Annotated in this window: 22 protein-coding genes; 19 read left to right on the top strand and 3 right to left on the bottom strand. The window is 58.4% G+C overall.

What is annotated here, in order from left to right:
- Nucleotides 1–12: 12 nt before the first annotated feature.
- Nucleotides 13–951 carry a ParB/RepB/Spo0J family partition protein gene (locus NMA52_RS05950; RefSeq protein WP_254826735.1) on the bottom strand — a complete coding sequence of 313 codons (939 nt, stop codon included), beginning with the start codon at nucleotides 949–951 and terminating at the stop codon, nucleotides 13–15.
- A gap of 376 nt (nucleotides 952–1327) precedes the next feature.
- Between NMA52_RS05950 and NMA52_RS05945 the strand changes: the two genes are divergently transcribed.
- Nucleotides 1328–3676: a glycosyltransferase family 4 protein gene (locus NMA52_RS05945; protein WP_254826734.1), complete on the top strand. Its 2349-nt coding sequence runs from the start codon at nucleotides 1328–1330 to the stop codon at nucleotides 3674–3676.
- 8 nt (nucleotides 3677–3684) lie between these two features.
- Nucleotides 3685–4689 carry a glycosyltransferase family 4 protein gene (locus NMA52_RS05940; RefSeq protein ID WP_254826733.1) on the top strand — a complete coding sequence of 335 codons (1005 nt, stop codon included), beginning with the start codon at nucleotides 3685–3687 and terminating at the stop codon, nucleotides 4687–4689.
- Between the two features lie 24 nt (nucleotides 4690–4713).
- On the opposite strand, the gene NMA52_RS05935 is transcribed toward NMA52_RS05940, so the two are convergent.
- Together NMA52_RS05935 and NMA52_RS05930 are read right to left on the bottom strand one after the other, a co-directional pair.
- Entirely contained in the window at nucleotides 4714–6189 is a 1476-nt protein-coding gene (locus NMA52_RS05935; RefSeq protein ID WP_254826732.1) for a glycoside hydrolase family 130 protein, read from the bottom strand.
- Nucleotides 6190–6253: 64 nt separating this feature from the next.
- Entirely contained in the window at nucleotides 6254–7315 is a 1062-nt protein-coding gene (locus tag NMA52_RS05930; RefSeq protein WP_254826731.1) for an aldo/keto reductase, read from the bottom strand.
- A gap of 215 nt (nucleotides 7316–7530) precedes the next feature.
- Between NMA52_RS05930 and NMA52_RS05925 the strand changes: the two genes are divergently transcribed.
- The 17 genes from NMA52_RS05925 (at nucleotide 7531) to NMA52_RS05845 (ending at nucleotide 26883) form a co-directional block, all read left to right on the top strand.
- Nucleotides 7531–9039 carry a c-type cytochrome gene (locus tag NMA52_RS05925; RefSeq protein WP_254826730.1) on the top strand — a complete coding sequence of 503 codons (1509 nt, stop codon included), beginning with the start codon at nucleotides 7531–7533 and terminating at the stop codon, nucleotides 9037–9039.
- Between the two features lie 76 nt (nucleotides 9040–9115).
- The gene (locus tag NMA52_RS05920) at nucleotides 9116–12640 is read left to right on the top strand and encodes a TAT-variant-translocated molybdopterin oxidoreductase (RefSeq protein ID WP_254826729.1); all 3525 of its coding nucleotides are present in this window, start codon (nucleotides 9116–9118) and stop codon (nucleotides 12638–12640) included.
- A gap of 111 nt (nucleotides 12641–12751) precedes the next feature.
- Nucleotides 12752–14251, top strand: a complete 1500-nt coding sequence (nrfD, locus tag NMA52_RS05915) for an NrfD/PsrC family molybdoenzyme membrane anchor subunit (protein ID WP_254826728.1) — start codon at nucleotides 12752–12754, stop codon at nucleotides 14249–14251.
- 22 nt (nucleotides 14252–14273) lie between these two features.
- Nucleotides 14274–14873 (top strand): DUF3341 domain-containing protein, encoded by a 600-nt coding sequence (locus NMA52_RS05910; protein ID WP_254826727.1) that lies wholly within the window; start codon nucleotides 14274–14276, stop codon nucleotides 14871–14873.
- A 23-nt stretch (nucleotides 14874–14896) separates the two neighbouring features.
- Entirely contained in the window at nucleotides 14897–15811 is a 915-nt protein-coding gene (locus NMA52_RS05905; RefSeq protein ID WP_254826726.1) for a cytochrome c, read from the top strand.
- Between the two features lie 56 nt (nucleotides 15812–15867).
- Nucleotides 15868–17535, top strand: coding sequence for a hypothetical protein (locus tag NMA52_RS05900; RefSeq protein ID WP_254826725.1), 1668 nt, complete (start codon nucleotides 15868–15870; stop codon nucleotides 17533–17535).
- Between the two features lie 126 nt (nucleotides 17536–17661).
- Nucleotides 17662–19179, top strand: coding sequence for an OmpA family protein (locus NMA52_RS05895; RefSeq protein WP_254826724.1), 1518 nt, complete (start codon nucleotides 17662–17664; stop codon nucleotides 19177–19179).
- A 32-nt stretch (nucleotides 19180–19211) separates the two neighbouring features.
- Nucleotides 19212–21068 (top strand): cbb3-type cytochrome c oxidase subunit I, encoded by a 1857-nt coding sequence (locus tag NMA52_RS05890; protein ID WP_254826723.1) that lies wholly within the window; start codon nucleotides 19212–19214, stop codon nucleotides 21066–21068.
- Between the two features lie 93 nt (nucleotides 21069–21161).
- Complete coding sequence (cyoE, locus tag NMA52_RS05885; RefSeq protein ID WP_254826722.1) at nucleotides 21162–22073, top strand: heme o synthase; 912 nt, start codon at nucleotides 21162–21164, stop codon at nucleotides 22071–22073.
- Nucleotides 22073–22672, top strand: a complete 600-nt coding sequence (locus NMA52_RS05880; protein ID WP_254826721.1) for a cytochrome c oxidase subunit 3 — start codon at nucleotides 22073–22075, stop codon at nucleotides 22670–22672. Before cyoE ends, NMA52_RS05880 begins: the two co-directional genes overlap by 1 nt.
- 30 nt (nucleotides 22673–22702) lie before the next feature.
- Entirely contained in the window at nucleotides 22703–23713 is a 1011-nt protein-coding gene (locus NMA52_RS05875; protein ID WP_254826720.1) for a cytochrome c oxidase subunit 3, read from the top strand.
- A gap of 61 nt (nucleotides 23714–23774) precedes the next feature.
- On the top strand, nucleotides 23775–24188 hold the full coding sequence (locus NMA52_RS05870) for a cytochrome C oxidase subunit IV family protein (protein ID WP_254826719.1): 414 nt from the start codon (nucleotides 23775–23777) through the stop codon (nucleotides 24186–24188).
- A 158-nt stretch (nucleotides 24189–24346) separates the two neighbouring features.
- Nucleotides 24347–24991 carry a hypothetical protein gene (locus NMA52_RS05865; protein ID WP_254826718.1) on the top strand — a complete coding sequence of 215 codons (645 nt, stop codon included), beginning with the start codon at nucleotides 24347–24349 and terminating at the stop codon, nucleotides 24989–24991.
- 1 nt (nucleotide 24992) lies between these two features.
- Nucleotides 24993–25601, top strand: coding sequence for a DUF420 domain-containing protein (locus tag NMA52_RS05860; RefSeq protein WP_254826717.1), 609 nt, complete (start codon nucleotides 24993–24995; stop codon nucleotides 25599–25601).
- A 10-nt stretch (nucleotides 25602–25611) separates the two neighbouring features.
- Nucleotides 25612–25848 carry a hypothetical protein gene (locus NMA52_RS05855; RefSeq protein ID WP_254826716.1) on the top strand — a complete coding sequence of 79 codons (237 nt, stop codon included), beginning with the start codon at nucleotides 25612–25614 and terminating at the stop codon, nucleotides 25846–25848.
- A gap of 93 nt (nucleotides 25849–25941) precedes the next feature.
- On the top strand, nucleotides 25942–26310 hold the full coding sequence (locus NMA52_RS05850) for a cupin domain-containing protein (protein ID WP_254826715.1): 369 nt from the start codon (nucleotides 25942–25944) through the stop codon (nucleotides 26308–26310).
- Nucleotides 26311–26334: 24 nt separating this feature from the next.
- Nucleotides 26335–26883, top strand: coding sequence for an NUDIX hydrolase (locus NMA52_RS05845; RefSeq protein WP_254826714.1), 549 nt, complete (start codon nucleotides 26335–26337; stop codon nucleotides 26881–26883).
- Nucleotides 26884–26953: the final 70 nt, after the last annotated feature.

The raw sequence follows: 26953 nt of genomic DNA, 5'->3' as shown, positions 1-26953 counted from the left end.
GGTACACCGGAATCACTCGACGGATTTATAGAACTGGTCGAGCTGCTCCTTACTTTCAAACCGCAGCGTGATCGTACCACTGCGACCTTCCGGGTTATCCATCTTCACCTTTACCTTCTTCGTTCCGAAAAATTCGGCGAAGGCCTGGGCTACGCGGCGGGCATCGTCGTTAGTTGGGGGCGTACCCCGCGATACGCGGTTTTTGTTCTTATATACCCGGCTCTCCCGCTCGATGTCGCGTACCGACCAGTTGGGGTGGGAGAGAATGTCGTCCAGGAAAGTTTCCTGTTGACCGATGTCCTTGATGCCGGAGAAGGTCTTGGCGGCGCCGATGCTGATCTTGCGGTCCTTAATGGCCTGGCGGACGCGGTTGGAGGTACTCAGGATCGTGAGATAGTTGGTGATCGTCGAGCGCTTTTTCCCGACGCGGCTGGCGAGCTGCTCCTGGGTGAGATCGAACTCCTCCTGCAGGCGCAGGTACGAGTAGGCTACTTCCATCGGGTTGAGGTCCTCCCGCTGGATATTTTCGATCAGCGCCATTTCCAGCAGCGTCTGGTCGTTGGCGGTGCGGATGAAGGCGGGTACTTCGCGCAGACCCGCCAGGGTGCTCGCCCGGTACCGTCGCTCTCCGCTGATGATCTGGTAGGTGCCATCTCCCATGTGCCGGACGGTCATGGGCTGTATGATACCGTGTACGCGGATACTGTCGGCCAGTTCCTGCAGGGGTTCCTTTTCGAAGTCCTGGCGCGGCTGATCCGGATTCGGCGAAATTTTGTCGATCGGGAGCATGGCGAAATTGCGGCTCAGCGTCTTGATCGTTTCCTCCTCGCTGGCTTTGTCCAGGCGCTGACCGGGGAAGAGCGCGCTCAGCCCGTTGTTGCCTCCCAGATTGTTGAGGCTGTTCTTCAGGTCGTTGCTACTCGGTTTGCCTCCCTTAAATTTCTTCGCCATAACATTTTGCTTACTGAAGCGCAAAGATAACCAAAGCGGGCCGGGCCCGGGACTGGATCGGCGCGTAACGTAGCTCACTCGTGCTTCATAAAGACAAGAGAGCAATACCTATGGGTATTCGTTGGACCATCGCCGGCCGTGATTCCGGGGATGGTCTTTTTTGTCCGCTATCCGCGCCGCCGAACGAGAGAAGTTTTCAACAAAATTGTTTGGTTCTCATATTTGAGAATCTAGGAAAACAAGGGGTCGCGGTACGACGACCGGGCGGCGGCACCCTGTTGGGGGGGTTCATGGCCTTTCGTAACCGAACCCTATACGCAAAAGTCGGGTTAAAATGAGCACCTACCCCCGTGTATATTCTTTCTAACTACCATCAATGAAAATCGCCTTCCTCGGGAACTACCCGCCCAAAGCCTGTGGTATCGGTACCTTTACCAATAGCCTCGCCCGCGCCATTCTGAGCAACCTCAGAGCTGGCGAGATTAAGGAGTATGCCGAAATCTTCGCAATGGAGGAACCCGGCGACGATCATGATTATCCGGAGGAGGTCACTACCCGCATTAATCCCCAGGACCCGAAGTCCTACCGCCAGGCCGCCGATCACCTCAATGAAGGTGGCTTCGATCTGTTAGTACTTCAGCACGAATACGGCATCTTCGGGGGCGATGACGGGGTGTACATCATGCATCTACTGGATCGGTTGCGGATCCCCCTGATCGTAACCTTTCACACGGTCCTGAAGGAACCCAGTTTCGGGCAGCGGGACGTACTCAGTCGCATCGCCCGGCGTGCTCAGGCAGTCGTGGTGATGACCAAGTTGGCCGAGGATATTCTTACCTCCGTTTTCTCGGTTGATCCCCAGTCGATCTATGTCGTCGAGCACGGCGTACCGGTCATCGAGTCCGAACCCCGGGAAGTTCTGCGCGAACGGCTCGGGTGGTCCGACCACCGGGTACTCTTCACCTTCGGTCTGTTGGGGCGGGGTAAAGGCATCGAAACTTCGATCCGGGCGCTCCCCGAGATCGTCAAGCAATTTCCCAACACTCTCTACGTCGTGCTCGGTAAGACCCACCCCCACGTGCTGCGCGCCAACGGAGAAGAGTACCGCGAATACTTGCAGGATCTGGCGACTGAATTGGGCGTCGGGGACAACCTGCGCATGATCAGCAAATTTGCTTCCGAGCAGGAATTGTTCGACTGTCTCCGGGCGGCCGATATCTATGTCGTACCCTATCCCAACGAGGCCCAGATCACCAGCGGTACCCTAGCCTATGCGGTGGGCGCCGGCGCGGCGATCGTAAGCACTCCATTCTGGCACGCTGCGGAACTCCTACAGGAGGGTAGGGGAAGGCTCTTTCCGTTCCACGATAGTCAGGCCCTTTCCGAAACGGTAACCGAACTGTTCCGGGACGATCGAAAACTTACGGACCTGCGTACCCGGGCCGCGGCTTACGGCCGTGAGCTACTGTGGCCGCGCATTGGCAAGCAGTACCTCCGGGTCTTCGGAGAGGCCAAGGTAGCCTACGACCAGCACAGCGCTTCGGCCACTACCGTCGGCAGTCTGCCGCCGCTTAAATTAGATCACCTGCATCGGCTGACCGATGATTGCGGTATCCTACAGCACGCGAAATACGCGATCCCCAACCGGTTCGAGGGCTACTGTCTGGACGACAACGGTCGGGCCCTGTTATTGATTGGCATGCTCGCCAAAGCAGGCGTGGGCAACAAACAGACGCTGCACCGTCTAGCGGATACTTACATCTCCTACATCTACCACGCCCAGAATCTCGACGGGACTTTCCGCAATTTCATGAGTTACGACCGGCGTTTTCTGGAGCAGCAGGGTTCCGAGGACAGCTACGGGCGGGCGCTCTGGGGCGTCAGTTTCTGCCTGGCACACCCCCCCCGCCCCGATCAACGCGCCATTCTGGAAGAGATTTTCATCCGCGCCGTCGGTCATCTGGACAACATGACCAGTCCACGCACGGTCGCCTACGGAATTCTGGCTCTGTCCTATTACCTGGACTTCAAGCCGAGCAGCGAGGATATGCTGAACCTGCTGGATCGTCTGTGTAACCGACTTGTGAATCATTATCACGATAGCCGGGAACAGGGTTGGAATTGGTTCGAAAAATACCTAACTTACAGTAACGGCATCTTACCCCTGGCATTGTTCCGGGCAATGAACCATTTAAGTAAGGAATCCATCCGTTCGGTTGCGATCGAATCGACGAATTTCCTTGCCGAGCAAACCATCATAGACGGGGTACTTTGCCCAATCGGTTGTACTAACCCTTACGTGATCCGGGAGAATCGCCCGCGCTACGATCAACAGCCAATCGACGTGATGTGTAAAGTACTGTTGTTCAGTGAAGCCTGTCGCCACCAGGGGCTCCAACCCCACTGCGGAAACTTAGCCACGGCCTTTGCCTGGTTCACCGGGCAGAATGACATGAAAGTTTCGATCTACAACCCGGAAACGGGTGGTTGCTTCGACGGCCTGATGGAAGGAGGTGTCAATCACAACCAGGGGGCGGAAAGTCTCCTGGCCTACCTGATAAGTCGGGTGGAGATGGAAAATTTTACGGTTGAGTGGTCTCAACCCAGCAGCGAAAAGACCACTTCTACTAGTGAGATAGCGCTGAAAAAGCTGCTTAACGGGTTTGCTCTACCGGAGGTTCCGGTAGCCGGACTAGCACGCGCGACCGAAGAGAGTGCCGGGTGAAGGTAGCTATGTTAGCGCCCATCGCCTGGTCTACCCCCCCGGCCGCATACGGACCCTGGGAACAGGTAACCAGTCACCTCACTGAGGGGCTGGTGAAACGAGGAATTGACGTCACGTTATTTGCCACCGGAACGAGCAAAACCGCCGGCAAACTGATCGCGACTACGGCGTACGGCTACGCGGAAAAAGCCGGCCAGGACCCTAAGGTGCTGGAGTACTTACACATTAGTCAGGTCATGGGAGCAGCACACAAATTTGACATCATTCACAATCAGTTCGATTTTATGCCACTCGGTTACAGTCAGTTGGTCCACACCCCTATGGTGACGACGGTCCACGGCTTCAGCAGTGAGCATATCGTTCCGGTTTACCAGCGTTACAACGAGCACACCGATTACGTGTCGATTAGCGACGCTAACCGCGATGAACGTATTGATTACATCGCCACGGTATACAACGGCATCGATACGAAGCAATTCACGGTCAACACCAAACCGAAAGAGTATCTAGCTTACTTCGGTCGTATCCACCCCGATAAGGGGACCGCCGAAGCGATCGCTATTGCTCACCGTGTCAAACGGCCCCTGTTGATCGCCGGTCTGATTCAGGATCACGATTACTACCGGGAGAAGGTTCTGCCCCATATTGACGACGACCGCGTTCGTTACTTGGGCAACGTCGGCCCCGACGAACGCAACCGCATTCTCGGCGGTGCCGCAGCACTGTTGCACCCTATTGCATTTGACGAACCCTTCGGGCTAAGCGTCGCCGAAAGTATGATGACCGGTACCCCCGTTATCGCATTCAACCGCGGGGCCATGCCCGAACTGATCGATCACGGCCGCACGGGTTACCTTACCGACTGCGTGGAAGGAGCCGTGGAGCTGGTAGCCATGTGCGAGGAACTCGACCGTAAGGAAGTAGCCGCCGTGGCCCGCGATCGCTTCAGCGTCGAGCGAATGACCGAAGGGTACATTGAAGTCTACAACTCCATCCTCGAACGAAAGGGGTAAGGTTGATCAAGGACGTCCTGACAATTACTCCTTTCCGTTCCCCAGCAGGGTGTCCAGCAACATCTCCAGATTCACGGTGGCAAAGCGGGCCGCCTCGTCCGATATTCCGTAGGGAATGAACACCTCCCCGTTGTGAATGATGCTGCCGCAGCTGTACACTACGTTAGGCACGTAGCCCTCGCGCTCATCGTCCATCGGGCTCAGTAAAGGTTCCTCAAGCTGACCGAGTACGATGGAAGGATCCTCCAGGTCGAGCAACATAGCGCCCAGGCAGTACCGTCGCATGGGGCCCACCCCGTGGGTGATCACGAGCCATCCCTTCTCCGTCTCGAGTGGGGCGCCGCAGTTGCCTACCTGGTAGAGTTGCCAGGGGAACTTCGGCTCGCTGATCTTTACCGCGTCATCCCATACCTGCAGTCGGTCACTCTTGATGATGTAGTTGTTGATGCCGTCAATCCGGCACAGCACGTAGTAGTGGCCGTTGATCTTGCGGGGGAAGATGGCATGATTCTTATTGACGGCGGCATCGCCGTACACCGGCCGGATCGTGAAGGTGTAAAAGTCTTCCGTCTCGATGATCATGGGACGAATCTGACTTCCGTTGTAGGCCGTATAGGTACCGTAGTAGATCTTACTGCCGTCGTCGTTGACGAACTGCAGGAATCGAGCGTCCTCCATTCCCTTCATCTCGAAGTCGATCATGGGGTAGAGTACCCGTTCGCTGATGTCGGTATCCAGGCTGAACTGGAGTTCATAATACCGATCGGCTACCGTCATGAGATGGTTTAGCTGGTCGCGTTCCCGGCTGTCTTCGCCGTACTGATTCCAGAGTTTCCAGTAGCGCTCGTAGAGTTCCCGGTGGTTGAAATTGTCGGGCAGGTCCTCAATGAGCATGTTGAAGATCTCCTGGTCGATCTCGTCCCGCTCCTGGGTACGCTTAGAGAAGGCCTCCTTGGTGTACTGGCTGTAAAAGATCCGTTCCGCCAGCCCGACGAACTGATTCGTCGGTTCGGCGATGGGGTTATTCTCCCGGTCGAGCACGATGTTGCGGAATTCAATGGAGGAGGTATGCCCCTCACCGACCGCCCGCATGCTCATCACGATGCGCATCTGGCCGCGCTCCAGTCCGGTCTGGTCGAGGGCGGGTACTACGGAAGGATTAAAGAAGGCCGCCGATTCGATGCTGTACTCGTGGGTAAAGTAAGCGCCGATCAGGGCTTGTTTTTCCTCGCTGAGCAGCAGGACCTTCTCCCGCTGCTCCGGTACCCGCTCCAGGGCGGCGTTGAGGTGACGGCGGTAGATGCCGATGGTGTTGCGGTGCCGTCGCGCGAAATCACGCAGGGTACGCATCAGGGTGTCGTGGGTCTCCTGATCGTCAAGATTAATTACCCGATCGATGAGTTGGTAGGCGCGATCCTTGCCCGCCCAGAAAAAACGGCCAATGACCCGGCTGGCATCGCCGTACATCCGTAACGGTTTGCGCTCAATTGGTATCTGCATGAAATATAAATGAATGGGCCGCGAAAGTAACTACTCGAACTTGATGTTGGGGTAAGGTTGATCGTTACACGGCCGGATTTGGGTACTGAGACTGTACGGCTTCCAGATCTTTCAGCACATCGCCGTCCAAATGCAGGTCGATGCTGTCGATATTCTGCCGCAGTTGTTTAATGGATGTAGCTCCGATTATATTGCTCTGGTTGAAGGGGCGATCCGTCACGAAGGCCAGTGCCATCTGCGCCATATCCAGCCCGTGGCGGTCGGCAACTTCCGCGTAGCGCTCCGTGGCCGCTAGGCAATTCTCGCTGTTGTAGCGGGTATAGTGGGTAAACTGATTTAGGCGACTTTCGGCATCGTCCTCGCCGCGGAGGTACTTGCCCGACAGCCGACCCATGGCCAGGGGAGAGTAGGGGAAGCCCGCAATATGTTCCCGCAGACATACCTCGGCAAGTCCGACCTCAAAACCCCGCGCAAGCAGACTATACGGATTCTGAATGCTTACCGGCCGGGGAAGCCCGTGGGCGTCCGCCAGTTGGAGTATCCGCATGACTCCCCACGGCGTCTCGTTGCTCAGGCCCCAGGCGCGGATCAGACCCTCGTCGATCAACGTTTTCATATCCTCCAGGACCCGCAGAAAGTTATCCTGCCACTCATCGATCTCACTGACGCCCCGCGTGCCGAAATAATTGGTGGTCCGCTCCGGCCAGTGCAGTTGGTACAGGTCTACGTAGTCGGTTTGCAGGCGCTCCAGACTCTTTCCCAGCGCTTCTCGCAGCTGGCCGTCCGCGAATCCCAGGTTGGGACGGATATGCCGCGCCATCGGCATAGGGCCGGCGATTTTAGTAGCGAGGTAGTACCGATCGCGGTGCTTACGCGACCGGATCCAACTGCCAATGATTCTTTCCGTGCTTCCCTGCGTTTCCGGTTTGGGTGGTACGGAGTACATCTCCGCCGTATCGATCAGGTTGATGCCCCGCTCGAGGGCGTAATCCAGTTGTCGGTGCCCCTCCGCTTCCGTATTTTGCTGGCCGAAGGTCATGGTGCCCAGGGCGATCTTGGATACCTGCCAGCCCGTCGTACCGAAGGCGTTGTAACGCATGTCAGCGTGGTGGTTCTTGATGTTCATGCCGCAACAAACGACGGAGCGGGCAAAAGTTCACCGGGCGGGGACGCAGGAGCCGTCTATAGAACGTGCGGAGCCATACTATTTAGACGAAATCTAAATGGATGGTCGCTTTCCCAACATGTTTGTTAAAGAAATGTCACGAAAGTATCTTTGCGCGACCGACAGGCGGGGCATTCTCTCACGCACGTCGCAATTCCTTAAATGTCAACATTATAATGACATACCTTACTAATTTCTATCGGTGCCTGCCGCTGTTTCTGCTGTTGTTGCTGACCAGTGCAGTTACCCTAGCCCAGTCTACCGCTGCTGATTCTACCGTTGCGAATGCCGACGCCGCCGTCGCCGAACCGGCCGCCGAGGTGCCCACGACTACCGTAGGTCCCGGCGAAGGCGACCCCGCCCTCGGGGAAGCCCTCTGGAAGGAGAATGTCTGTGGCTCCTGCCACGCGGGCGACATGAAGGCCAACCTGACGGGCCCCGCCCTCGGTGGCGTGGAGGAACGCTGGGCCGGGGAACCCCGGGAGCACCTCTACGAATGGGTGCAGCAGTCCCAGAAGCTTATCGGGTCCGGGGAAAGTGCCCGGGCCATTGCCGTCTGGAACGCCTGGAAGCCCACGGTGATGTCCAACTTCACCAACCTGAGCGATTCCGACGTCGAGCATTTGCTCGCCTACATCGATGGAATGTACACCGGCTCCTACGTAAAGCCGGGTACGGTCATGAACGGCCCGGCCGTCGGTGCGGAGCAGGAAACCGATAATACCTGGCTCTTCGTCATTCTCGGAGTGTCGCTGTTGTTGCTCTCGCTCATCCTGGCGCGCATCACCAGCAACCTGCAGTATATGGTCTCCGCCTCGGAGGGAGCCGCCCCCGCCCGCCGCACGCTCGTGCAGGTACTGACCAGCCGCGGCATGATTGCTTTCGTGATCTTCGTCCTGGTGGTACTCGGTGGTTACACGACCGTAAACCACGCCATCGATCTCGGCCGCCAGCAGGACTACGAGCCCGACCAGCCGATCAAGTTCAGCCACGAAGTGCACGCCGGCATCCACAAGATCGAATGTCAGTACTGCCACGACGGAGCGCGCCGCTCCAAGCACTCGGTCATCCCGGCGGTCAATACCTGTATGAACTGCCACCGCGCCATTCAGGTCGGTAGCCGCTACGGCACGGCCGAACTGACGAAAATCTTCGCCTCCATCGGTTGGGACCCCAGCGAGGGAGCCTACATCCAGAACTACGACCAGATGACCAACGATCAGGCACGGGACATCTACCAGAAGTGGATCGCCAATACCTACATCAGCGAGGGCGGTGATCCCGACGACGTCGACGAGGTGGTCGAGGAACAGTGGGAAGGCATTTACGCCGCGCTCACCAATGAATATACCGGCGACGATCGCGTAGCCGGACCCATCGAATGGACGCGCATCCACAACCTGCCCGACCACGCCTACTTCAACCACGCGCAGCACGTGACCGTCGGCAAACTGAAGTGCCAGAACTGCCACGGCCCCGTGGAGGAAATGGAAGTCGTGTACCAGTACAGCCCCCTCAGTATGGGATGGTGCATCAACTGTCACCGCGAAACCGAAGTACAGTTCGAGGACAACGACTACTACAAGTCTTACGAGCGCTACCACGAGGAAATCAAGGAGGGCGTACGCGACGGTGTCACCGTCGAAGACATCGGCGGTCTGAACTGCCAGCGCTGCCATTACTAGAGGACCATCTTAAAAATTTACCGCCCTGGCGGATTTCCGGGAACGGCCCCACTGCCCGTACCCAAAGTAAAGTTGAATGAAGAAGCAAGTCAACAACGTCTGGATAGGAACCGATCAACTCGAAGCTACCCCCGAATACCGGACGGCTACCGACGGTGAGGTTGCTCAGGATCACATCGAAAACCCCAAACTGGAGGCCAGCCGCCGGGACTTTCTCAAGTACCTCGGCTTCGGCATGACCGCAGCCACTATCGCCTCCTGCGACATTCCCGTCCGTAAGGCGATCCCCTACGTCTCCAAGCCGGATACCATCGTTCCCGGCGTCGCCACCTACTTCGCTTCGACCTTCGTGCAGGGCGGCGACTACGTACCCGTACTCGTCAAGACCCGGGAGGGCCGTCCGATCAAGATCGAGGGCAACAGCATGAGCCCGATCACGGAGGGAGGAACCAGCGCCCGGGCCCAGGCCAGCGTGCTGACCATGTACGATACGAGCCGCTTCGACGGTCCCGCCCGCATCCGGGGGGGCAAGGTGCAGCGCGCGCGTCGCTACGCCGATAATCCCAGCTGGGAAGTACTGGACGGCGAGATCGCCGATCGCCTCGCCGACTGCCGTGAGATCCGCATCCTATCGCATACCATTCTGAGCCCCTCGCTCAAGTCAGCCATCCGCGACTTCAAGAATCGTATGCCCGGCAACACGGTGCTCGTGCAGTACGACCCGATCTCCTCATCGGCCCTGCTCGACGCTCACCAAGCGGCCTTCGGCGTTCGTGCCGTGCCCCACTACCGCTTCGACAACGCCAACGTCATCGTCGGCATCAACGCGGACTTCCTCGGCACCTGGATCTCCCCCGTGGAGTACGCCCGCCAGTACGCCACCGGACGCCGGACCGACGGCCGCCGGATGTCGCGCCACGTGCAGATCGAGAGCCACATGAGCCTGACCGGCTCCAACGCCGATAACCGCATCATGGTTAAGCCCAGTCAGCAGGCCCAGGCCGTACTGGGACTGTACAACGCCATCGTCGGGGGAGGACCCGCCGCCGGACTCGACGCGGCGGCATCCGCCAAGATCGACGCCCTGGCCCGCGAACTACGGGCCGCCAACGGCGCCGCCCTGGTCGTCAGTGGCAACAACAATCTCTACGAGCAGCAGCTCGTGATCGCCATCAACCAGGCGTTGGGCAGCTACGGCAGCACCATCGAAACCAATCGCTGGAGCCTGCAACGGCAGGGTAGCGACCAGGATATGGCCCGCCTCGTCGGCGAGCTCGAAAACGGATCGGTGGACGCCCTCATCGTGCTCGACGGCGCCAACCCCGCCTTCGACAACGCCTGGGCCGGACAGTTCTCCGCCGCCCTGCGGCGCAATGATCCCGACTTCGGACGCATGGGTTCGACGAATCTGGGCGAGATTGACGACCGGAGCGAGCAGGCAGATGCCAAGGAGGAGAATGACGGCGACCGCGACGACGCGCTGCCGGACGACCCCATCGCCGCCGGCTTCCGCCGCATGCTGACCATCAGTACCAGCACGGTGCCGACCGAGACGACCCAACTTTGCGAATACGTAACGCCCACGCACCACTACCTGGAAAGTTGGGGTGATGCGGAGCCGGTCCAGGGCGTTTACTCCCTCGTACAACCCTCTATCGTACCGATCTTTGCCAGCGTCAACCGCTACGGCACCCGCCAGGAAGGCGAGAGCTTACTCATCTGGGCCGGTGAAACTGAGCGTTACGACGCCTCCGCCGAGCAGCCCTACATGGAATACGTAAAGCGTAACTGGCAGGAAGGCGCCTTCGCCAGCCAGTCCCGGTTTGCCAGCTTCCGCTCCTTCTGGGACAGCGCTCTCCACGATGGGGTATTTAACAACGAGGCCACCGGCTACGTCAACGATTACGGATTGTCTTATCGGGGGCTATCTACCGCTCCTGCGTCCGCGCCCGATACCGAAACGACCGACGGAGTTGCTGCACGCTTCGACGCCAGTGCCGCTACCCGCGGTATTCCTGCCGCCGCCGAAACGGAGAACGAGATCGCATTCTACGAAACCGTCAACATGGGCAACGGGGTCTACGGCAACAACCCGTGGCTGCTGGAAGTACCCGATCCCGTCACCCGGACCGTCTGGGGCAACTACCTCACGATCCCGGTATCCTGGGAAGGGGGCAACAGCTACACCTCCTACAAGGATCTGAACCCCGAAGAGTATAAGGGCAAGGCCGACCAGGTAACCGTCACGGTGAACGGCGATGAGGCCACCGCGGAGAAGGTAACCGTCGTGCGGCAATTCGGTCAGCAGCCCGGTACCTTCGGTCTGGCTATCGGCTACGGTCGGCAGATGACCGGCGCGGCCGGGGCTGGACTGGGCAACGGCATCGGCGTGAATGTCTATCCCTGGCTTACCGTCGACGAGGACGGTTACGTGCAGTACTTCTCGACCGATGCCGCCGTGTCGGGGAAGGTAGATACCGAAGAGGAGTTCGCCAGCGTACAGTACCACCACACCATGGGCCTTACCACCCAGAACGAGGCGGGCAAGACCTACTACAACAAGCAAACGGGCGACCGTGAGGTGATCGCCGGCGAACTGACGGAGGAGCAGCAGGCCTACCTGGAGCCCTTCCACGTCGACGAGGCTACGGTCATGGAACTCGGGGAGGGGATGCAGGGCGGCCTGACCAAGCGCTCGATCATTTTCCAGGGCACCTTCGAGGAACTGCCCGAACTGCGCGAGCACATCGCCGAGCGTCGTTCCGAATCTCAGCACCTCAACGAACAGACGCTGTACCCCTACGAGGAGTACGCCAAGGACATCTACAGCCAGGGACACTGGTGGGCGATGCACGTCGACCTGACGGCCTGTATCGGTTGCGCGGCCTGTGAGGTGGCCTGTGTAGCGGAAAACAACGTGCCCGTCGTGGGCAAGTACGAAGTATGGCGCCACCACGAGATGAAGTGGCTCCGGATCGATCGCTACTTCTACGGCGACATCGAGAATCCCCGTGCCGTGTACCAGCCGATGATGTGCCAGCACTGCGACAACGCGCCCTGTGAGAACGTCTGTCCGGTCAACGCTACCCAGCACAGCGACGAAGGCGCTAACCAGATGATCTACAACCGCTGTATCGGTACCCGGTACTGCGCCAACAACTGCCCCTACAAGGTGCGGCGCTTCAACTGGCTGGACTACACTACCGCCGACCTGTTCAGCAGCAACGAGCCGGAAATCAACGACGAGGAACTTCCCTTCGGCGCCGACAACCTCACCCGGATGGTCCTGAACCCCGACGTGACGGTCCGTAGCCGCGGCGTCATTGAGAAGTGTAGCTTCTGCGCCCAGCGCCTGCAGTCGGGTAAGCTGACCGCCAAGATCGAGAAGCGTGCGCTGCGCGACTCCGACGTGCGGACGGCCTGTCAGACGGCCTGCCCCACGGGAGCGATCACCTTCGGCGACCGCAACAACCGTCAGGGCGACGTGACCCGCAAGCTCGAAAACCCCCTCAACTACCTGGTACTTGAGGAGACCAATACCCAATCTTCCGTATTCTATGCCGCCCGGGTCCATAACCCCGTGGAAGCCCTGGACGCGTAAGCCTAAGAATTATAAAACAAGCCACAGCCAAAAGCTATTTGATTTACAAGTTGCGAACGATCAAGCACTTAGCGCCTAAGGCCGCAGCGCGTAAATCCTAAAACGTACTTCATGAGTGGACATATAGCACCGGTACGCCAACCGCTGATCACGGGGCATAAGACCTACCACCAGATCACCGAGGACATCTGCCGTCCGACCGAGACGGCCCCCTCGCTGTCGTGGGTAATCACCTTCATCATCTCCGTGATCTGTCTCGGCTTGTTCGCCTTCAGCGTAGCCTGGACGATCTGGGTCGGTATTGGTTCCTGGAACCTCAACCGGACGATCAACTGGGGTTGGGACATCACCAACTTCGTATGGTGGGTAGGTATCGGCCACGCCGGAACGCTGATCTCGGCCATTCTTCTCCTGTTCCGCCAGAAGTGGCGTACCGGGGTGAACCGGGCCGCGGAAGCCATGACCATCTTCGCGGTTATGTGTGCCGGTCAGTTCCCCCTCATTCACATGGGGCGCCTCTGGTTGGCGATCTTCATCTTCCCGTACCCCAATACCCGCGGACCTCTGTGGGTGAACTTCAACAGCCCGCTGCTGTGGGACGTATTCGCCATTTCGACCTACTTCACCGTTTCGCTGCTGTTCTGGTACGCCGGTCTGGTTCCCGATCTGGCTACCGTCCGCGACCGGGCGGTGGGGCTGCGCAAAAAGATCTACGGGATCTTCAGCTTCGGCTGGAACGGGTCGGCCAAGCACTGGCAACGGTGGGAGAGCCTCTCCCTGATCCTGGCCGGTCTGGCTACGCCGCTGGTACTTTCGGTTCACACCATCGTATCCTTTGACTTCGCGACCTCCGTCATTCCCGGATGGCACACCACGATCTTCCCTCCCTACTTCGTAGCCGGGGCGATCTTCTCCGGCTTCGCGATGGTACTTACGCTGATGCTCATCGCCCGCAAGGTGCTGCACCTGGAAGACTACATCACCATCGAGCACATTGAATCGATGAATAAGGTCATCCTGCTCACCGGCTCCATCGTCGGGGTAGCCTACCTGACCGAGCTCTTCATCGCCTGGTACTCGGGGTACATCTACGAGCAATTCGCCTTCCTCAACCGGGTTCTCGGACCTTACTACTGGAGTTACATCGGCATGATGCTGTGCAACGTTATCTCGCCCCAGATCTTCTGGAGCAAGCGCCTGCGCACCAGCCTCTTCTGGACCTTCTTCATGTCGATCTTCATCAACATCGGTATGTGGTTTGAGCGCTTCGTAATCATTGCCACCACCCTTGCCCGCGATTACCTTCCCTCCAGCTGGAGCTACTACGTGCCTACCTGGGTGGAGATCTGCATCTTCATCGGTACGCTCGGATTGTTCTTCACCCTGTTCCTCATCTTTACCCGCGTCGCTCCCGTCGTGGCGATCGCCGAGATCAAGAGTATCCTCAAGACGGCGGGCGATCAGTACATCGGTCCCAATGCCGTAGCGCACGCCCACGGTCACACGTCCAAAGTGGTTCACCACGGGAAGACCGTTGCCCCGGAGGTTAATGACCTGCAGGCCGGAGGAACCGTCGACATCGACGGCGAGAAGGACAAACCCCTAGACTAGAACTCACAACGCGACCAATATTATGGCTACAATAAAAATAGAACGGGACGGGGCCGCGGGTGCAGTGCCTCATCACAACAGCAGCACCGTCGTGGCGGGCCGCGATATTCTCTTCGGCCTCTACGACGACGAAGTCAAACTGCTCGATGCCGTCAAGGCGGCGAACGCCGACCACCTCGACATCGATGACGTATACACGCCCTTCCCCGTACACGGTCTCGATCCGCTGCTCGGACTGGAAGAAAGCCGTCTGCACATCGCCGGCTTCATCTTCGGAACCATCGGGTGTTTGTTCGGATTCGGGTTCATGACCTGGGTGTTCACCCGCGACTGGCCCATCATTTTTGGTGGAAAGCCGTACTGGTCGGTACCGGCCTTCATTCCGATCACCTTCGAATTGACCGTACTGTTCGCCTCCGTAGGCATGGTCACGGTGTTCTACATCATCAACGGTCTCGGCCCCGGAGCCGCTCCCCGGCGGCTTCACGACCGCATCACCGATGACAAATTCTGTATCGCCTTCGACGTGACCGACATGAGCGGGGAAGGCGTAGACCAACTGCGCGATTACTTCGATCGCACCGGTGTCGAAACCGTTCACCGTAAAATGGTTCCGGCGTAAACCGCCCTACAATTAATATGAGCATGACCAATCTGCGAATACTGGCCGTTTCCCTCGCCTTTGCCGTGATCGTCACGGCCTGCAGCGACGCGGAAGAGAACTTCCCCGGAAGCGAGTACATGCCCGACATGGCACACTCGATCGCCGTGGAGGCCAATACCTACAACTACTACTATTACAATACCTGGAACGACCGCTCCACCATTCCCCTGGGCGAACTGGTCTACCCCAAGTATACGGTCTCCGGTACCGTTCCGCGGGGTTACGCCGGATCCTACTCCCCGGGTATGCGCCCACCCGCGCAATTGGACGACGCCGAGAGCATGCGCGGCTCAATCGTGGATGGTGATCACCTGAACGCCATGGCGATCCCTACGAACGGTCACGTACCCTACTACTACGAAGACACCCCCGAAGGCCGGGAGGCGGCGATCGCGGATAATATGGCCAATCCGTTCCCCATCACCGACGAGGGCATGATCCGGGGCGGTAACCTCTACAACATCTTCTGCGCGATCTGTCACGGAGAAGCCGGTAACGGTCTGGGTTACATCTACGATTTAGATAAGAACCCGCAGGCCAAGTACCCCGCCGCACCGGCGAGCTTTCTGCGCCCCGAGTTCCTGGAAGCTTCGAATATGCGCTACTACCACGCCATCATGTACGGCTACAATGTGATGGGTGCATACGCCGACAAGATGAACTACGAGGAACGCTGGCAGGTCATTCACTACATCCGGAGCATACAGGCGAAGGAAAACGGTACGGAATACAACCAGGAGCTGAACACCTTCAGCCCGTCCGTCGCCACCCCGCTCGTCGATTTTGACCCCATGGCCCAACAGATCACGGATCAGGAGCAGGGACCCGACGCCGAGATGATGAGCGATGCCGCCCCCGCCGGCGGAAGTGCTCAATCCACCCTCCGCAAGAAATAAGCATCCGCAACGCACACCAGGGGAGCGAGTCCGCCGCCCCAAAACCGAATACTTTCATGGAGAACTTTGTATTCTCTTCCCGCGCAAAGACGACCAACCTAGTACTGATGGGCGTCGGACTGGTTTGTCTCGTGATCAGCTACTTCGCCGACGGTGGGGAGGGGCACCACATGCGCTTCTGGACCAACTTCCTCCACAACTCCGTCTTCTTCCTCGGCATCGCCGCCCTGGCCGGCTTCGCCCTGGCAGCCTTCACGACGGCCTACGCCGGCTGGTTCGTCCAGTTCAAGCGGGTCTGGGAGAGCTTCGCCAGTTTCCTGCTTCCCGGCCTGTTCCTGATGGGGGTCATCATTGTAGGTGTCTGGACGCACAGTCACCACCTCTACCACTGGAACGACGAGGCTGCAGTCCTGGAGGACGCTATCCTTACCCATAAGTCGTCCTTCCTCAACAAGTGGTGGTTCACCTTCGGGACCATCGGCTTCGTGGGCCTCTGGTACTTTCTGCTCGGAAAGATGCGCAACATCAGCATCGCCGAGGACGATGACACTACTGACCGGGAATTCACTTACTACCGCCGGTATAAAAAGTACGCCGCCATCTTTCTGCCCATTTTCGGCTTTACGAGCGCGGCGCTGATCTGGCAGTGGATTATGTCGATCGACAGCCACTGGTACTCAACCATGTTCGCCTGGTACGCGACGGCCTCACTGTTCGTTGCGATGACCGCCCTGACCATCATGCTGCTGATCTACCTCAAGAGCCGGGGATACTACCTGGGCGTCAATGAGGAGCACTTCCATGACCTCGGCAAGTACCTGTTCGCGATCTCGATCTTCTGGACCTACCTCTGGTTCAGCCAGTTCATGCTCATTTGGTACGCCAACGTAGGGGAGGAGACCATCTACTTCCGCGAGCGCTTCGATAACTATCCGGTGCTCTTCTGGCTGAATCTCGGCATCAACTTCGTGCTGCCCTTCTTCATCCTGATGCGCAATGACACGAAGCGCAAGATGGGTACGCTCTTCTTCGCCTCCGCCTTCGTATTCTTCGGCCACTGGCTGGACTACTTCAACATGATCAAGCCGGGTGCCCGACTGACCCTCGTAGAGATGGCCGCCCACGAAGGCGGTCACGGAACCGAGGAAGAGCACGCGACGATGGATCACGGTGGAGCAGCTACCGATCACGCCGGCGAAGCCGCCGCAACTCACGAAGAGGCCGCTCCGGAAGAAAAGTACGCCGACGCCACCGATCTCGAACAAGGAACCAATCTGGAGCCGGCCGACGCCACTACCGGATCCGCGATTGAATCACCCGGTCGGAGAATCACGGCGGCGGAACCCGAAGCCGGCGTTCCCGCTACCACGGACTTCCGTGGCGGTCCGCCCACGGGTGACGGTACCGAAGGCCCCCGGGAATTCGAGGCCATTATGGACCGCAACGAAGTCGACGTATTCGAGCCGAATCACTTTATCCAGGAGGAATACATCGAAGATCAGGAAATGCTCGGGCACCTCGATGCGGCCGGTGGCCATGATGAGGGAGAGGCGCATACGCTGGGTTTCAAATCGGGATACACCCTTCCCGGTTTGCTGGAGATCGGTACTTTCCTGGGCTTCCTGGGAGGCTTCCTGTTCTTCGTCATGAGCGGCCTGAGCAAGGCGAGACTGGAGCCGAAGCACGATCCTTACCTGGAGGAAAGCATCCATCACCACACCTAGTGGGAAGCTATTTAGATTTAATCTAAACATATTGCCCGTCGGTAACCAAATCGGGCAGCAGTCGTTAAATTTGTAACTAAAACAAACCGTTGGGTTTGTCGTCGTTACCGAACCTAATTTTCAGGAATGACCACCTTAATTGTATTTATCTGCATCGCGCTCCTTCTGCTGATCATCGTGCAGATTTCCCGCGTTCGCGATCTCGCCAAGCAGTTGCGGGGAAGCGAGGAAGTGGAGGCTACTTCGGTCGCGTCTACGGGTAAGGGACTGCTGGCATTCATGGTGTTGTTCCTCGTGATCACCACCGCTTCCGCCTATTATTACAAGAACTACATCCTCGGCTTCGGGCCGCACGAATCGGCGTCCGAGCACGGCTCCTCCATCGACTCCATGATGAAGTGGACGCTGGCCGTTACTTACGTGGCCTTTCTGCTCACCAACTTCGCCCTGTTCTACTACGCCTACAAGTACCGGACCCGCAAGGGACATAAGGCCATTTACCTGAGTCACAACAACACGGTGGAATTGGTATGGACGGGTATTCCCGCGATCGTCATGACCTTTCTGGTCGTCGGGGGACTGGACGCGTGGAATACCATCATGTCCGACGTCGGCGATGACGAGCAGTACATGGAAATTGAAGCTACGGGCTACCAGTTTGCCTGGCAGATGCGCTACCCGGGCCCCGATGGGCTCCTCGGTCGCAAAGACTTCCGCCTCATCAGTGGAGCTAACCTGTTAGGGCTTGACTGGACGGATCCTAAGACCCACGACGATATTCTGGTCAACGACGTGACCCTCCCGGTCGACCAGAAGGTCCGTGTTCGCATCACGGCCCGCGACGTACTCCACGACTTCTACCTGCCGCAGTTCCGTGTCAAGATGGACGCCGTACCCGGTTTGCCGACCTACTTCGTATTCACGCCGACCAAGACCACCAAGGAATGGCGGAAGAGCCTTTCGGAGTACCCCGAATACCAGCTTCCGGACCCCGAAAGCGACGGGCAACAGTTGTGGGAGACCCGTAACTACGAGCTTGCCTGCGCCGAACTCTGCGGTATCGGCCACTGGTCCATGGCGCGTAAGGTTGAGATCCTGGAACAGGACGCCTTCGACTCGTGGTACAGCCAGCAGGAATCTTTTTACGAAGCTAACATTAAGGGAACCGAAGACGACCCCTTATTTATGGCGGAGGTCAAACAGCGCAGTGAGGCCTTTACCCAGAACGCTAATAACGCCCTGGCTACCGACAGCGACGACGACAACCTACTGACCTTAGACTTCGTAACCTTCGAAACCGGATCGGCCGAGCTTACGAAAGAAAGCAAGTACCAACTCGATGACGCCGTGAAGTTCCTGGAACGTCACGATGACGTAAGCGCCATGCTTCTCGGACACACCGACGACGCCGGCGATAACGGTGCTAATCTGACGCTGAGTGAAGAGCGAGCCCGTGCCGTACGGGATTACCTGACCGCCGCTGGCATTGACAGCCGCCGCCTCGACAGCCGCGGATACGGCGCGGACCGCCCCCTCACGACCAATGACTCCGAAGAAGGGCGGCAGCGCAACCGACGCACCGAATTTTACATTACCAAGGGTGAACCGGCCGAACCGCAGTTTGCCGACCTTTCCTCCAAGTAAGCTATCCAAATAACCGCATACAATCTAGATTCATGGCTACAGCAGTACTGACGACGGCCCCGTTAAAGAGCGACGAAGCGCTGATTGAGGAATTTGGGTACGACGACCACTTCCACGAGCACCACCACGGCGATAAGTACCAGTCGAATTTCGTCTCCCATTACATCTTCAGCCAGGATCACAAGATGATCGCCAAACAGTTCCTGATTACGGGAATGATCTGGGCCATCATCGGCGGTGCCATGTCGCTGATCTTCCGGATGCAGCTCGGTTTTCCGGAGGAAAGTCTGGCCTGGTTGCAGCCGGTTCTCGGTAAGTGGATCTCCATCGGGCCCGACGGCGTCGGTACCCTGCAACAGGACTTCTACTATGCGCTGGTAACCATGCACGGTACCATTCTGGTCTTCTTCGTACTGACGGCCGGCCTTTCCGGAACCTTCTCGAACCTGCTCATCCCCCTGATGATCGGCGCGCGGGACATGGCTTCGCCGCTGCTGAATATGCTCAGCTACTGGTTCTTCTTCATTTCCGGTACGATCATGTTCGCCTCCCTCTTCTTGTCTACCGGCCCCTTCGCGGGTGGCTGGGTAGCTTACCCGCCGCTGTCCGCCCTGCCGCAGGCCATGGACGGTTCCGGCGCGGGCATGACGCTCTGGACGATCTCCCTCGTACTCTTCGTCGTTTCCGTACTGCTGGGGGGTATCAACTACATCACGACCGTCCTCAACCTGCGGACGAAGGGTATGAGCATGTGGCGTCTGCCGCTGCCGATCTGGGCCTTCTTCGTCACGGCTATTCTCGGTCTGCTGTCCTTCCCCGTACTTACCTCGGCCTTCTTCCTGCTGATGCTCGACCGGGGTATCGGGACCAGCTTCTACCTCAGTGACATTTACATCGGCGGAGCGGCCCTCGATCACGTCGGCGGTAGCCCGATCCTTTACCAGCACTTGTTCTGGTTCCTGGGGCACCCGGAGGTATACATCATCATTCTACCGGCCTTCGGGATCGTTTCGGAAGTACTTTCCGTCAACAGCCGTAAGCCCATCTTCGGTTACCAGGCAATGGTGTTCTCCATCCTGGCGATCGCCTTCCTGGCGTTTATCGTTTGGGCCCACCACATGTTCATGTCGGGCATCAACCCCTTCATTGCTAACTTCTTCGTGATCTTCACCCTCATCATCGCCGTTCCATCGGCGGTCAAGGTGTTCAACTGGATCGCGACCCTGTACGGCGGTAACATCCGCTTCAATCCGGCCAGCCTCTTCGCTATCGGATTCGTGTCGATGTTCATCTCTGGCGGTCTGACGGGCATCTGGCTCGGTAACTCGGCCCTGGATATTCAGCTGCACGATACCTACTTCGTAGTTGCCCACTTCCACATCGTGATGGGCGTCGCCGCCTTCTTCGGCATGTACTCGGGGGTCTACCACTGGTTCCCGAAACTGTACGGGCGCTTCATGAACGAAACCCTCGGCAAGCTTCACTTCTGGGGTACGATGATCGGTGCGTACTGCGTCTTCTGGCCCATGCACTACCTCGGTATGGCGGGAGTTCCCCGGCGGTACTACAGCTTCGACAGCTTCCAGACCTTCGCCCACTTCGACGGGATGAACAAGTTCATCACCATCGCGGCACTGATCACCTTCGGGTTCCAGCTGCTCTTCGTGATCAACTACTTCTGGAGCATCTGGCGTGGCCGTAAACTGACGGTGAAGAACCCCTACCAGGCCAACACCCTGGAATGGACCACCCCCATCGAGGCTACTCACGGCAACTGGCCGGGCAAGCTCCCCACCGTTCAGCGTTGGGCGTACGATTACAGCAAGGACGGCATCGACTACATCCCCCAGGTGCAACCCATCATGGAGGGCGAAAGCGTCGATCACTAAATTAAACCACCGGGTACGCGTTGTTCGTACCGATTGGCGACCCGTAGTTCGTAGGCCAGCCGCCTTGAACTACGGGTTGTCTTTTACCTTCCCATGAAAGCAAGCAGCAGTAGTAGCGCATATACTTCGGAACTCAGCCGCCGTGTCGTCGATTTGGCCGCGCTGGTTAAGTTTCGGCTTTCGGCTACGGTCGTGCTTTCATCCGTGCTCGCTTACCTGGTAGCGCTGGGCGCAGGTGCCGGTATTAGTTGGTGGGCCATTGGCGTCCTTACCGGCGGGGGATTCCTCACCACCGCGGCCGCGAATATTCTCAACGAGGTACTGGAGAAGGATTACGACCGGGAAATGGAGCGGACCCGCCGCCGCCCGCTCGCGGAGGGCCGGATGACGAGCAGCGAAGCGCTGCTCATGGCCGGCTTCGCCAGTATCGGGGGCATCTCCCTCCTGGCGCTGTTCAATCCCTGGACGGCCTTTCTGGGCATGGTGTCCCTCATCAGTTACGCCTTTGTCTATACGCCCCTAAAGCGGGTCGGACCCGTCGCCGTACTCGTGGGCGCCATTCCGGGAGCCCTGCCCGCGCTGATCGGTTCCGCCGCCGCGGAAGGTTCGATCACGGCACTCGGGGTTACCCTGTTTACCATTCAGTTCTTCTGGCAGCTTCCCCACTTCTACGCGATCGGCTATTTGGGCTTCGAAGATTACCGGAAGGCCGGGTTCAAACTCGTCCCGGAAATCGGTGGTCGGGTGAATGCCCGCCTCCTCGGTCGCGATTCGCTCGTAGCTGCCGCTTTCCTAGTCCCTCTCGGCGTACTTCCCTTTGCCCTGGGCGTGACCTCCTGGTGGGCGGCGGTAGCCGTGACGATCCTCAGTCTGCTTTTCTGTCGGTATGCCTGGCGCTTCCTGCAGACGCCGGAAAGATCCACGGCCCTGCGCATGATGTTCTATTCTTTCGCCTACCTCCCGCTGGTCTTTACGATCTACTGGGCGGGTAAAATGCTGATGTGATGAGTGCGGTAGATACGGGCGTGGACAAACGGATGGAAGCGGCGACGCGCCGCAACAAGGTGCATCCCCTCAAACTGGTGCTGTACATTGGCCTGGCAAGCCTGGTGATGATGTTCATTGCCCTGACCAGCGCGTACATCGTGCGCCGTGCCTCCGGCAACTGGCTGGAGTTTTCGATCCCCGGCATTTTCTATGTCAACACTTTGGTCATCATCGTCAGTAGTATAACTTTGCACTTCGCTTACCGGGCCTTCAAACGGGAGGCCGGCGCGGCGTACAAAAACCTGCTTACGGTAAGTTTCATTCTGGGAATCGCCTTCCTGGTTATGCAGTACCTGGGCTGGGAAGAACTCGCCGCCCAGGGCGTACCCTTGAAAATTAATCCCGCCGGCGATTTCGTCTACGCGATCAGCTGGCTACACGCGCTTCACGTAGTGGGGGGCATCGCCGCGCTGGCGGTGGCGCTGGTTTTCGCCTACGCTATCCGCCTGAAGCGGACGCCCGCCCGTCAGCTGCGCCTTGAACTGACCATCACGTACTGGCACTTCGTGGATGCCCTGTGGGTATACTTAATCATTTTCCTCAGCCTGCAACGCTAGGGCTACATTTAAGAAGCTAATCATCACGACATGACCGAAGAAAGAGATACGGACATCATCATAGCCGAGGATCAAAAGCCCGAGCTGAACAGCGACTGGGCGGGTGGTGACCGCAAGCCCTTCCGCACTTCCTACGGGAAGCTGATGATGTGGTACTTCCTGCTCTCCGACGCGTTCACCTTCGCCGGCTTCCTGATCGCCTACGGCGCGCTGCGCTTCAGCAGCCCAAGCTGGCCGGTGCCGGATGTCGTCTTTGCTACCGCGCCCTTCGGTATCAACGAATGGTTCCCCAACGACCAGGCCCCCCTGATCTTCGTGACCTTCATGTCCTTTCTGCTGATCGTCAGCTCGGGGACCATGGTCCGGGCCGTACAGGAGGGCGCCCGCGAGAACAAGCGGGGCGTCGTCTTCTGGATGCTCCTCACCGTACTCGGTGGAGCCGGCTTCCTCGGCTGCCAGGCCTGGGAGTGGAACAACCTCATCGGCACGGAACACATGACCGTGACTACCAATCCCTTCGGAACCTACACCGAGAACGGTTACTACCTCGATCCCGAAACCGGTGATATCTCGGATGAGGAAGTCGTGGAAGGTGAAACCTACCTGCTCCACGTCGCGGGTGCCGCCCACGGCGAAGCCGAGGATCACGCCGACGAGGAACACGCGTTCGCTTTCGCTACGGAGCCCGGCGATTACCCCGGATACGTGGTGGACGGTCTGCGCCCCGACGGTACGGTCGACCCCGCCGCCAAGCGCTTCATTCACCGCAAGTACGTCGTGGAGGAAGACGGTGAACAGTACGTCCGGGTGCAGGAGTTCGGCCCCACCGCCTTCGGAGCCCTCTTCTTCGGCATCACCGGCTTCCACGGCTTTCACGTGGCTACGGGCGTCATCTTCCTGCTGATCATCCTGATCAACGCCGGTAGCGGCGTGTACGTTGCCCGGATGAACGGCTACGAGATGGTCGAAAAGATTGGCCTCTACTGGCACTTCGTGGACCTGGTGTGGGTATTCGTCTTCCTGGTATTTTACCTCCTCTAGTACCTTCTTCTAAACGCTCAACTTACCGGTGCCCCGGCTTCCGGATCATAATACAAAACCAATGGCCCAACATCTTAGTTACGAAGAATCGGTACGCGGCGTCTGGAAGGGACTCGGCCTTCTTGCGGCGGTCACCGTCATCGAGGTTCTCCTTTCGCTGCTCAAGGCGGCGGAATTCGCCGAAAGCATCCGCATCCTGATCTACGTAGCGTCCCTGCTGATCATCGCGCTGTCGCTCTATAAGGCCTACTTCATCATCTACGAGTTCATGCACATGGGCTACGAGGTGAAGGGGCTGGCCATGTCCGTACTGCTCCCCACCTTCCTGCTGCTGTGGGCCCTGATTGCCTTCTTCAACGAAGGTGACGCCTGGCGCAAGGAGCGGGAGAAGATCCAGTACAAGAACGAGCTTGCCGTACCCGCCGGCGACGAGGTCGGCCTCAACGACACGGTAGCCGACCCCTTCGCGGGCTAGACGGTCGTCCGTACCGTGGAGGGTGAAAGTCCGGGTGAGGAAAGCTCTCCGGACTTTTACTGTTATAGCCCCGCCCGGAGGATCACTGGAACGTCAGATTCCCGCGCGGATTAATCCCGGAAGACTACGTACCGTTATACTTGTATAAATCTCTACCAATGGCCAAGCCCAAGCATTTACTGAACTTTGGCGTGCTGCTGTTGATTCTGGTCGGTTTCCCCCTGGTTTCTTTCATTTACCTGCGCGACGGCGCCAACTACCGGCGGGATGCCATCCATACGATGCAGGACTACGGACCCATGCCGGACCTGCATGCCCTGCCAACCATCCGCGGAGAGCTTCCCCCGCGCCTACGGGGAGCCATGACCGTCGTCGGGTGGCTCGATCCCACGAAGGAGGCCGGCACCGATCTATACGGGAAGATGCTGGACAGCCTATTTCAGCAGTTTAAGGACAGCCCCAACCTATACTTCACGACCATCACCCTGGCGGAGGATCCCCGGGAAGCCGTAGATACCTTTGCCCGACGTCACCACCTGCCTGAAGACCCCATGATCAGTTTTCTGCGCGCGGATGAACGAACCTTCGCCCGTACGGCAGAGGAGTTCAAACTCCCCCTCGGCGGCTACGACTCACCCGGCGTGCAACCCATCGTGGCACTGGTAGACAGTTCGCTCACCGTCGTGCAGCACTACGACCTGGCCCGCCGCGACGAAACCATCGGGCTCGTCCAACTCATCTCCCTCATCATTCCCCTTCCCGCGAAGCAGGATATTATCCTGGACCGCGGTAAAGAACTCTGATATGCTTACGGACCGTAAACCCCGGCCTCATCCGGAATTGCAGACCTTTCCCCAGTACGAAAAACCCCTGAAGATTGCCACGTATATCTTCTCGGCCGTCGTGCTGATCCTGGTCTTCGTCATGCGGGAGGTGAGCCTGCCCATCGCGTGGGATGTAAGGTTTTTACCAGCCGTGAACGCGGCCCTTAATGGTATGACGGCCTTCGCGCTGATGTTCTCGCTGTATTACGTGAAGCAGGGAGAGTTCGTCAGCCACCGCAATGCGAATGCCGTGGCCCTGGGCCTGTCGGTCATTTTTCTGCTGTGTTACGTAGCGTACCACTTCACGACGCCGGAGGTGCTTTACGGCGACGCGAATCGGGACGGAGTACTGAGCGAACTAGAACGCGCGGCCGTCAGCGGTACTCGCCCGTATTACCTGCTCATCCTGATCAGCCACATCACCCTGGCCGGCATCCTTTTGCCCTTTATTTTGTTAACTACCGTACGGGCGATCGCCGGCAATTGGACCATGCACCGCAAAATGGCCCGTTGGGTATGGCCGCTCTGGTTTTACGTCGCCATCACCGGTCCGATCGTTTATCTGATGCTCCGGGAGTATTATCCTTAATCGCGCGAATATGAAAGTCCTCCAGCTCTGTCTTCTGCTTACTTTGATCCTCGTCGGGGGCGGCGAGCTCTTCGCTCAGTGCCCCATGTGCCGGGCTACCGCGGAAAGTAATCTCGCCAACGGTGGCACGGAAGGGCAGGGGCTCAACCAGGGCATCCTGTACCTGCTCGGTATGCCGTACGTACTCGTGGGTACGCTGGCCTTCATCTGGTGGCGCAACCGGCGGAAGGAAGAGGATATCGTCTAGGCATACATCTTATCCGGGCGGCGGTGCGCGGGAGCAACGAACGTCCCGTAAGCAAACCCGCTCCGCAGCTACCCTTCACAGAATTCAGTACCCGTGTCCGCCATCAACCTCGACGATAAATTCAGTCAGTTCACCGATCACTGGTCGCCCAAGGTGATCGCGGAGCTCAATGGTCAGGCCGTTAAGCTCGCCAAGGTGGCGGGGGAATTCGTGTGGCACGACCACGCGGAAGAGGATGAACTATTTCTGGTACAGCACGGAACCCTCTTCATCGATTTTCGGGATCGGGACACCGTAACGCTGAACGCGGGTGATCTTTACGTGGTGCCCCGCGGCGTCCTGCACCGCCCCCGTACCCGCGTAGGGGAGGAAGCCTGGATCGTGCTGTTGGAGCCCGTGTCGACCAAGCACACCGGCGACGTAGACCATCCACTCACCGTGCGGAGCTACGATCGGCTATAGAGCCCTGCTTGCTACCTTTGGCGCATGAACGCCGAAGCCAATCCCTGGACCACGAAGTCCTCTACCGTTGCGTACGAAAATCCCTGGATCAGGGTAGAGCACCACGAGGTGGTCAACCCCGCCGGCAACGACGGAATCTACGGGCTGATCAAGTACAAAAACCACGCGATCGGCATCGTACCCGTAGATGATCACGGCAACACCTACCTGGTGGGGCAGTACCGCTACGCCCTGGGTACCTACAGTTGGGAAATACCCGAGGGAGGATGTCCGGTGGGTACCGATCCCCTCGCAACCGCCAAACGGGAACTGAAGGAGGAAACCGGTCTGGTGGCCGAGGAGTGGACGCAAGTAATGGAATTTCATCTAAGCAACTCCGTTACCGATGAGTGGGGGGTGGCCTACCTGGCGCGCGGTCTCACCCAGCAGGATTCCGAACCCGAGGATACCGAACAACTGAAGTTGCGCAAACTGCCCCTTTCCGAGGCGATTGCCATGACGCTCGACGGTCGCATCAAGGACGCGCTTAGCATTCTGGCACTGCAGCGGGTCGCTTTATTGGGGGACAAATAGGGCAAGCCGGCCGACGAAAGAAAGTTTCAAAAGAATCTCCGTTTGCCTTAGGGGGAAGCGGCACGATCGG

Origin of the sequence: Lewinella sp. JB7, from assembly GCF_024297185.1 — a bacterium.
Classification (GTDB): Bacteria; Bacteroidota; Bacteroidia; order Chitinophagales; family Saprospiraceae; genus Neolewinella.
The sequence above is the reverse complement of the archived record's forward strand: the minus strand, read 5'-3'. Positions and strand labels throughout refer to the sequence as shown.

Bases quoted from the DNA above. Each gene is read 5' to 3' on its own strand.
- cyoE (WP_254826722.1), top strand. From the start codon at position 21,162: ATGAAAGCAAGCAGCAGTAGTAGCGCATATACTTCGGAACTCAGCCGC.
- NMA52_RS05900 (WP_254826725.1), top strand. From the start codon at position 15,868: ATGGAGAACTTTGTATTCTCTTCCCGCGCAAAGACGACCAACCTAGTA.
- NMA52_RS05950 (WP_254826735.1), bottom strand. From the start codon at position 951: ATGGCGAAGAAATTTAAGGGAGGCAAACCGAGTAGCAACGACCTGAAG.
- NMA52_RS05855 (WP_254826716.1), top strand. From the start codon at position 25,612: ATGAAAGTCCTCCAGCTCTGTCTTCTGCTTACTTTGATCCTCGTCGGG.
- NMA52_RS05860 (WP_254826717.1), top strand. From the start codon at position 24,993: ATGCTTACGGACCGTAAACCCCGGCCTCATCCGGAATTGCAGACCTTT.
- NMA52_RS05870 (WP_254826719.1), top strand. From the start codon at position 23,775: ATGGCCCAACATCTTAGTTACGAAGAATCGGTACGCGGCGTCTGGAAG.
- NMA52_RS05935 (WP_254826732.1), bottom strand. From the start codon at position 6,189: ATGCAGATACCAATTGAGCGCAAACCGTTACGGATGTACGGCGATGCC.
- NMA52_RS05905 (WP_254826726.1), top strand. From the start codon at position 14,897: ATGACCAATCTGCGAATACTGGCCGTTTCCCTCGCCTTTGCCGTGATC.
- nrfD (WP_254826728.1), top strand. From the start codon at position 12,752: ATGAGTGGACATATAGCACCGGTACGCCAACCGCTGATCACGGGGCAT.
- NMA52_RS05945 (WP_254826734.1), top strand. From the start codon at position 1,328: ATGAAAATCGCCTTCCTCGGGAACTACCCGCCCAAAGCCTGTGGTATC.
- NMA52_RS05890 (WP_254826723.1), top strand. From the start codon at position 19,212: ATGGCTACAGCAGTACTGACGACGGCCCCGTTAAAGAGCGACGAAGCG.
- NMA52_RS05895 (WP_254826724.1), top strand. From the start codon at position 17,662: ATGACCACCTTAATTGTATTTATCTGCATCGCGCTCCTTCTGCTGATC.
- NMA52_RS05865 (WP_254826718.1), top strand. From the start codon at position 24,347: ATGGCCAAGCCCAAGCATTTACTGAACTTTGGCGTGCTGCTGTTGATT.
- NMA52_RS05925 (WP_254826730.1), top strand. From the start codon at position 7,531: ATGACATACCTTACTAATTTCTATCGGTGCCTGCCGCTGTTTCTGCTG.
- NMA52_RS05920 (WP_254826729.1), top strand. From the start codon at position 9,116: ATGAAGAAGCAAGTCAACAACGTCTGGATAGGAACCGATCAACTCGAA.
- NMA52_RS05875 (WP_254826720.1), top strand. From the start codon at position 22,703: ATGACCGAAGAAAGAGATACGGACATCATCATAGCCGAGGATCAAAAG.
- NMA52_RS05845 (WP_254826714.1), top strand. From the start codon at position 26,335: ATGAACGCCGAAGCCAATCCCTGGACCACGAAGTCCTCTACCGTTGCG.
- NMA52_RS05880 (WP_254826721.1), top strand. From the start codon at position 22,073: ATGAGTGCGGTAGATACGGGCGTGGACAAACGGATGGAAGCGGCGACG.
- NMA52_RS05930 (WP_254826731.1), bottom strand. From the start codon at position 7,315: ATGAACATCAAGAACCACCACGCTGACATGCGTTACAACGCCTTCGGT.
- NMA52_RS05940 (WP_254826733.1), top strand. From the start codon at position 3,685: ATGTTAGCGCCCATCGCCTGGTCTACCCCCCCGGCCGCATACGGACCC.
- NMA52_RS05910 (WP_254826727.1), top strand. From the start codon at position 14,274: ATGGCTACAATAAAAATAGAACGGGACGGGGCCGCGGGTGCAGTGCCT.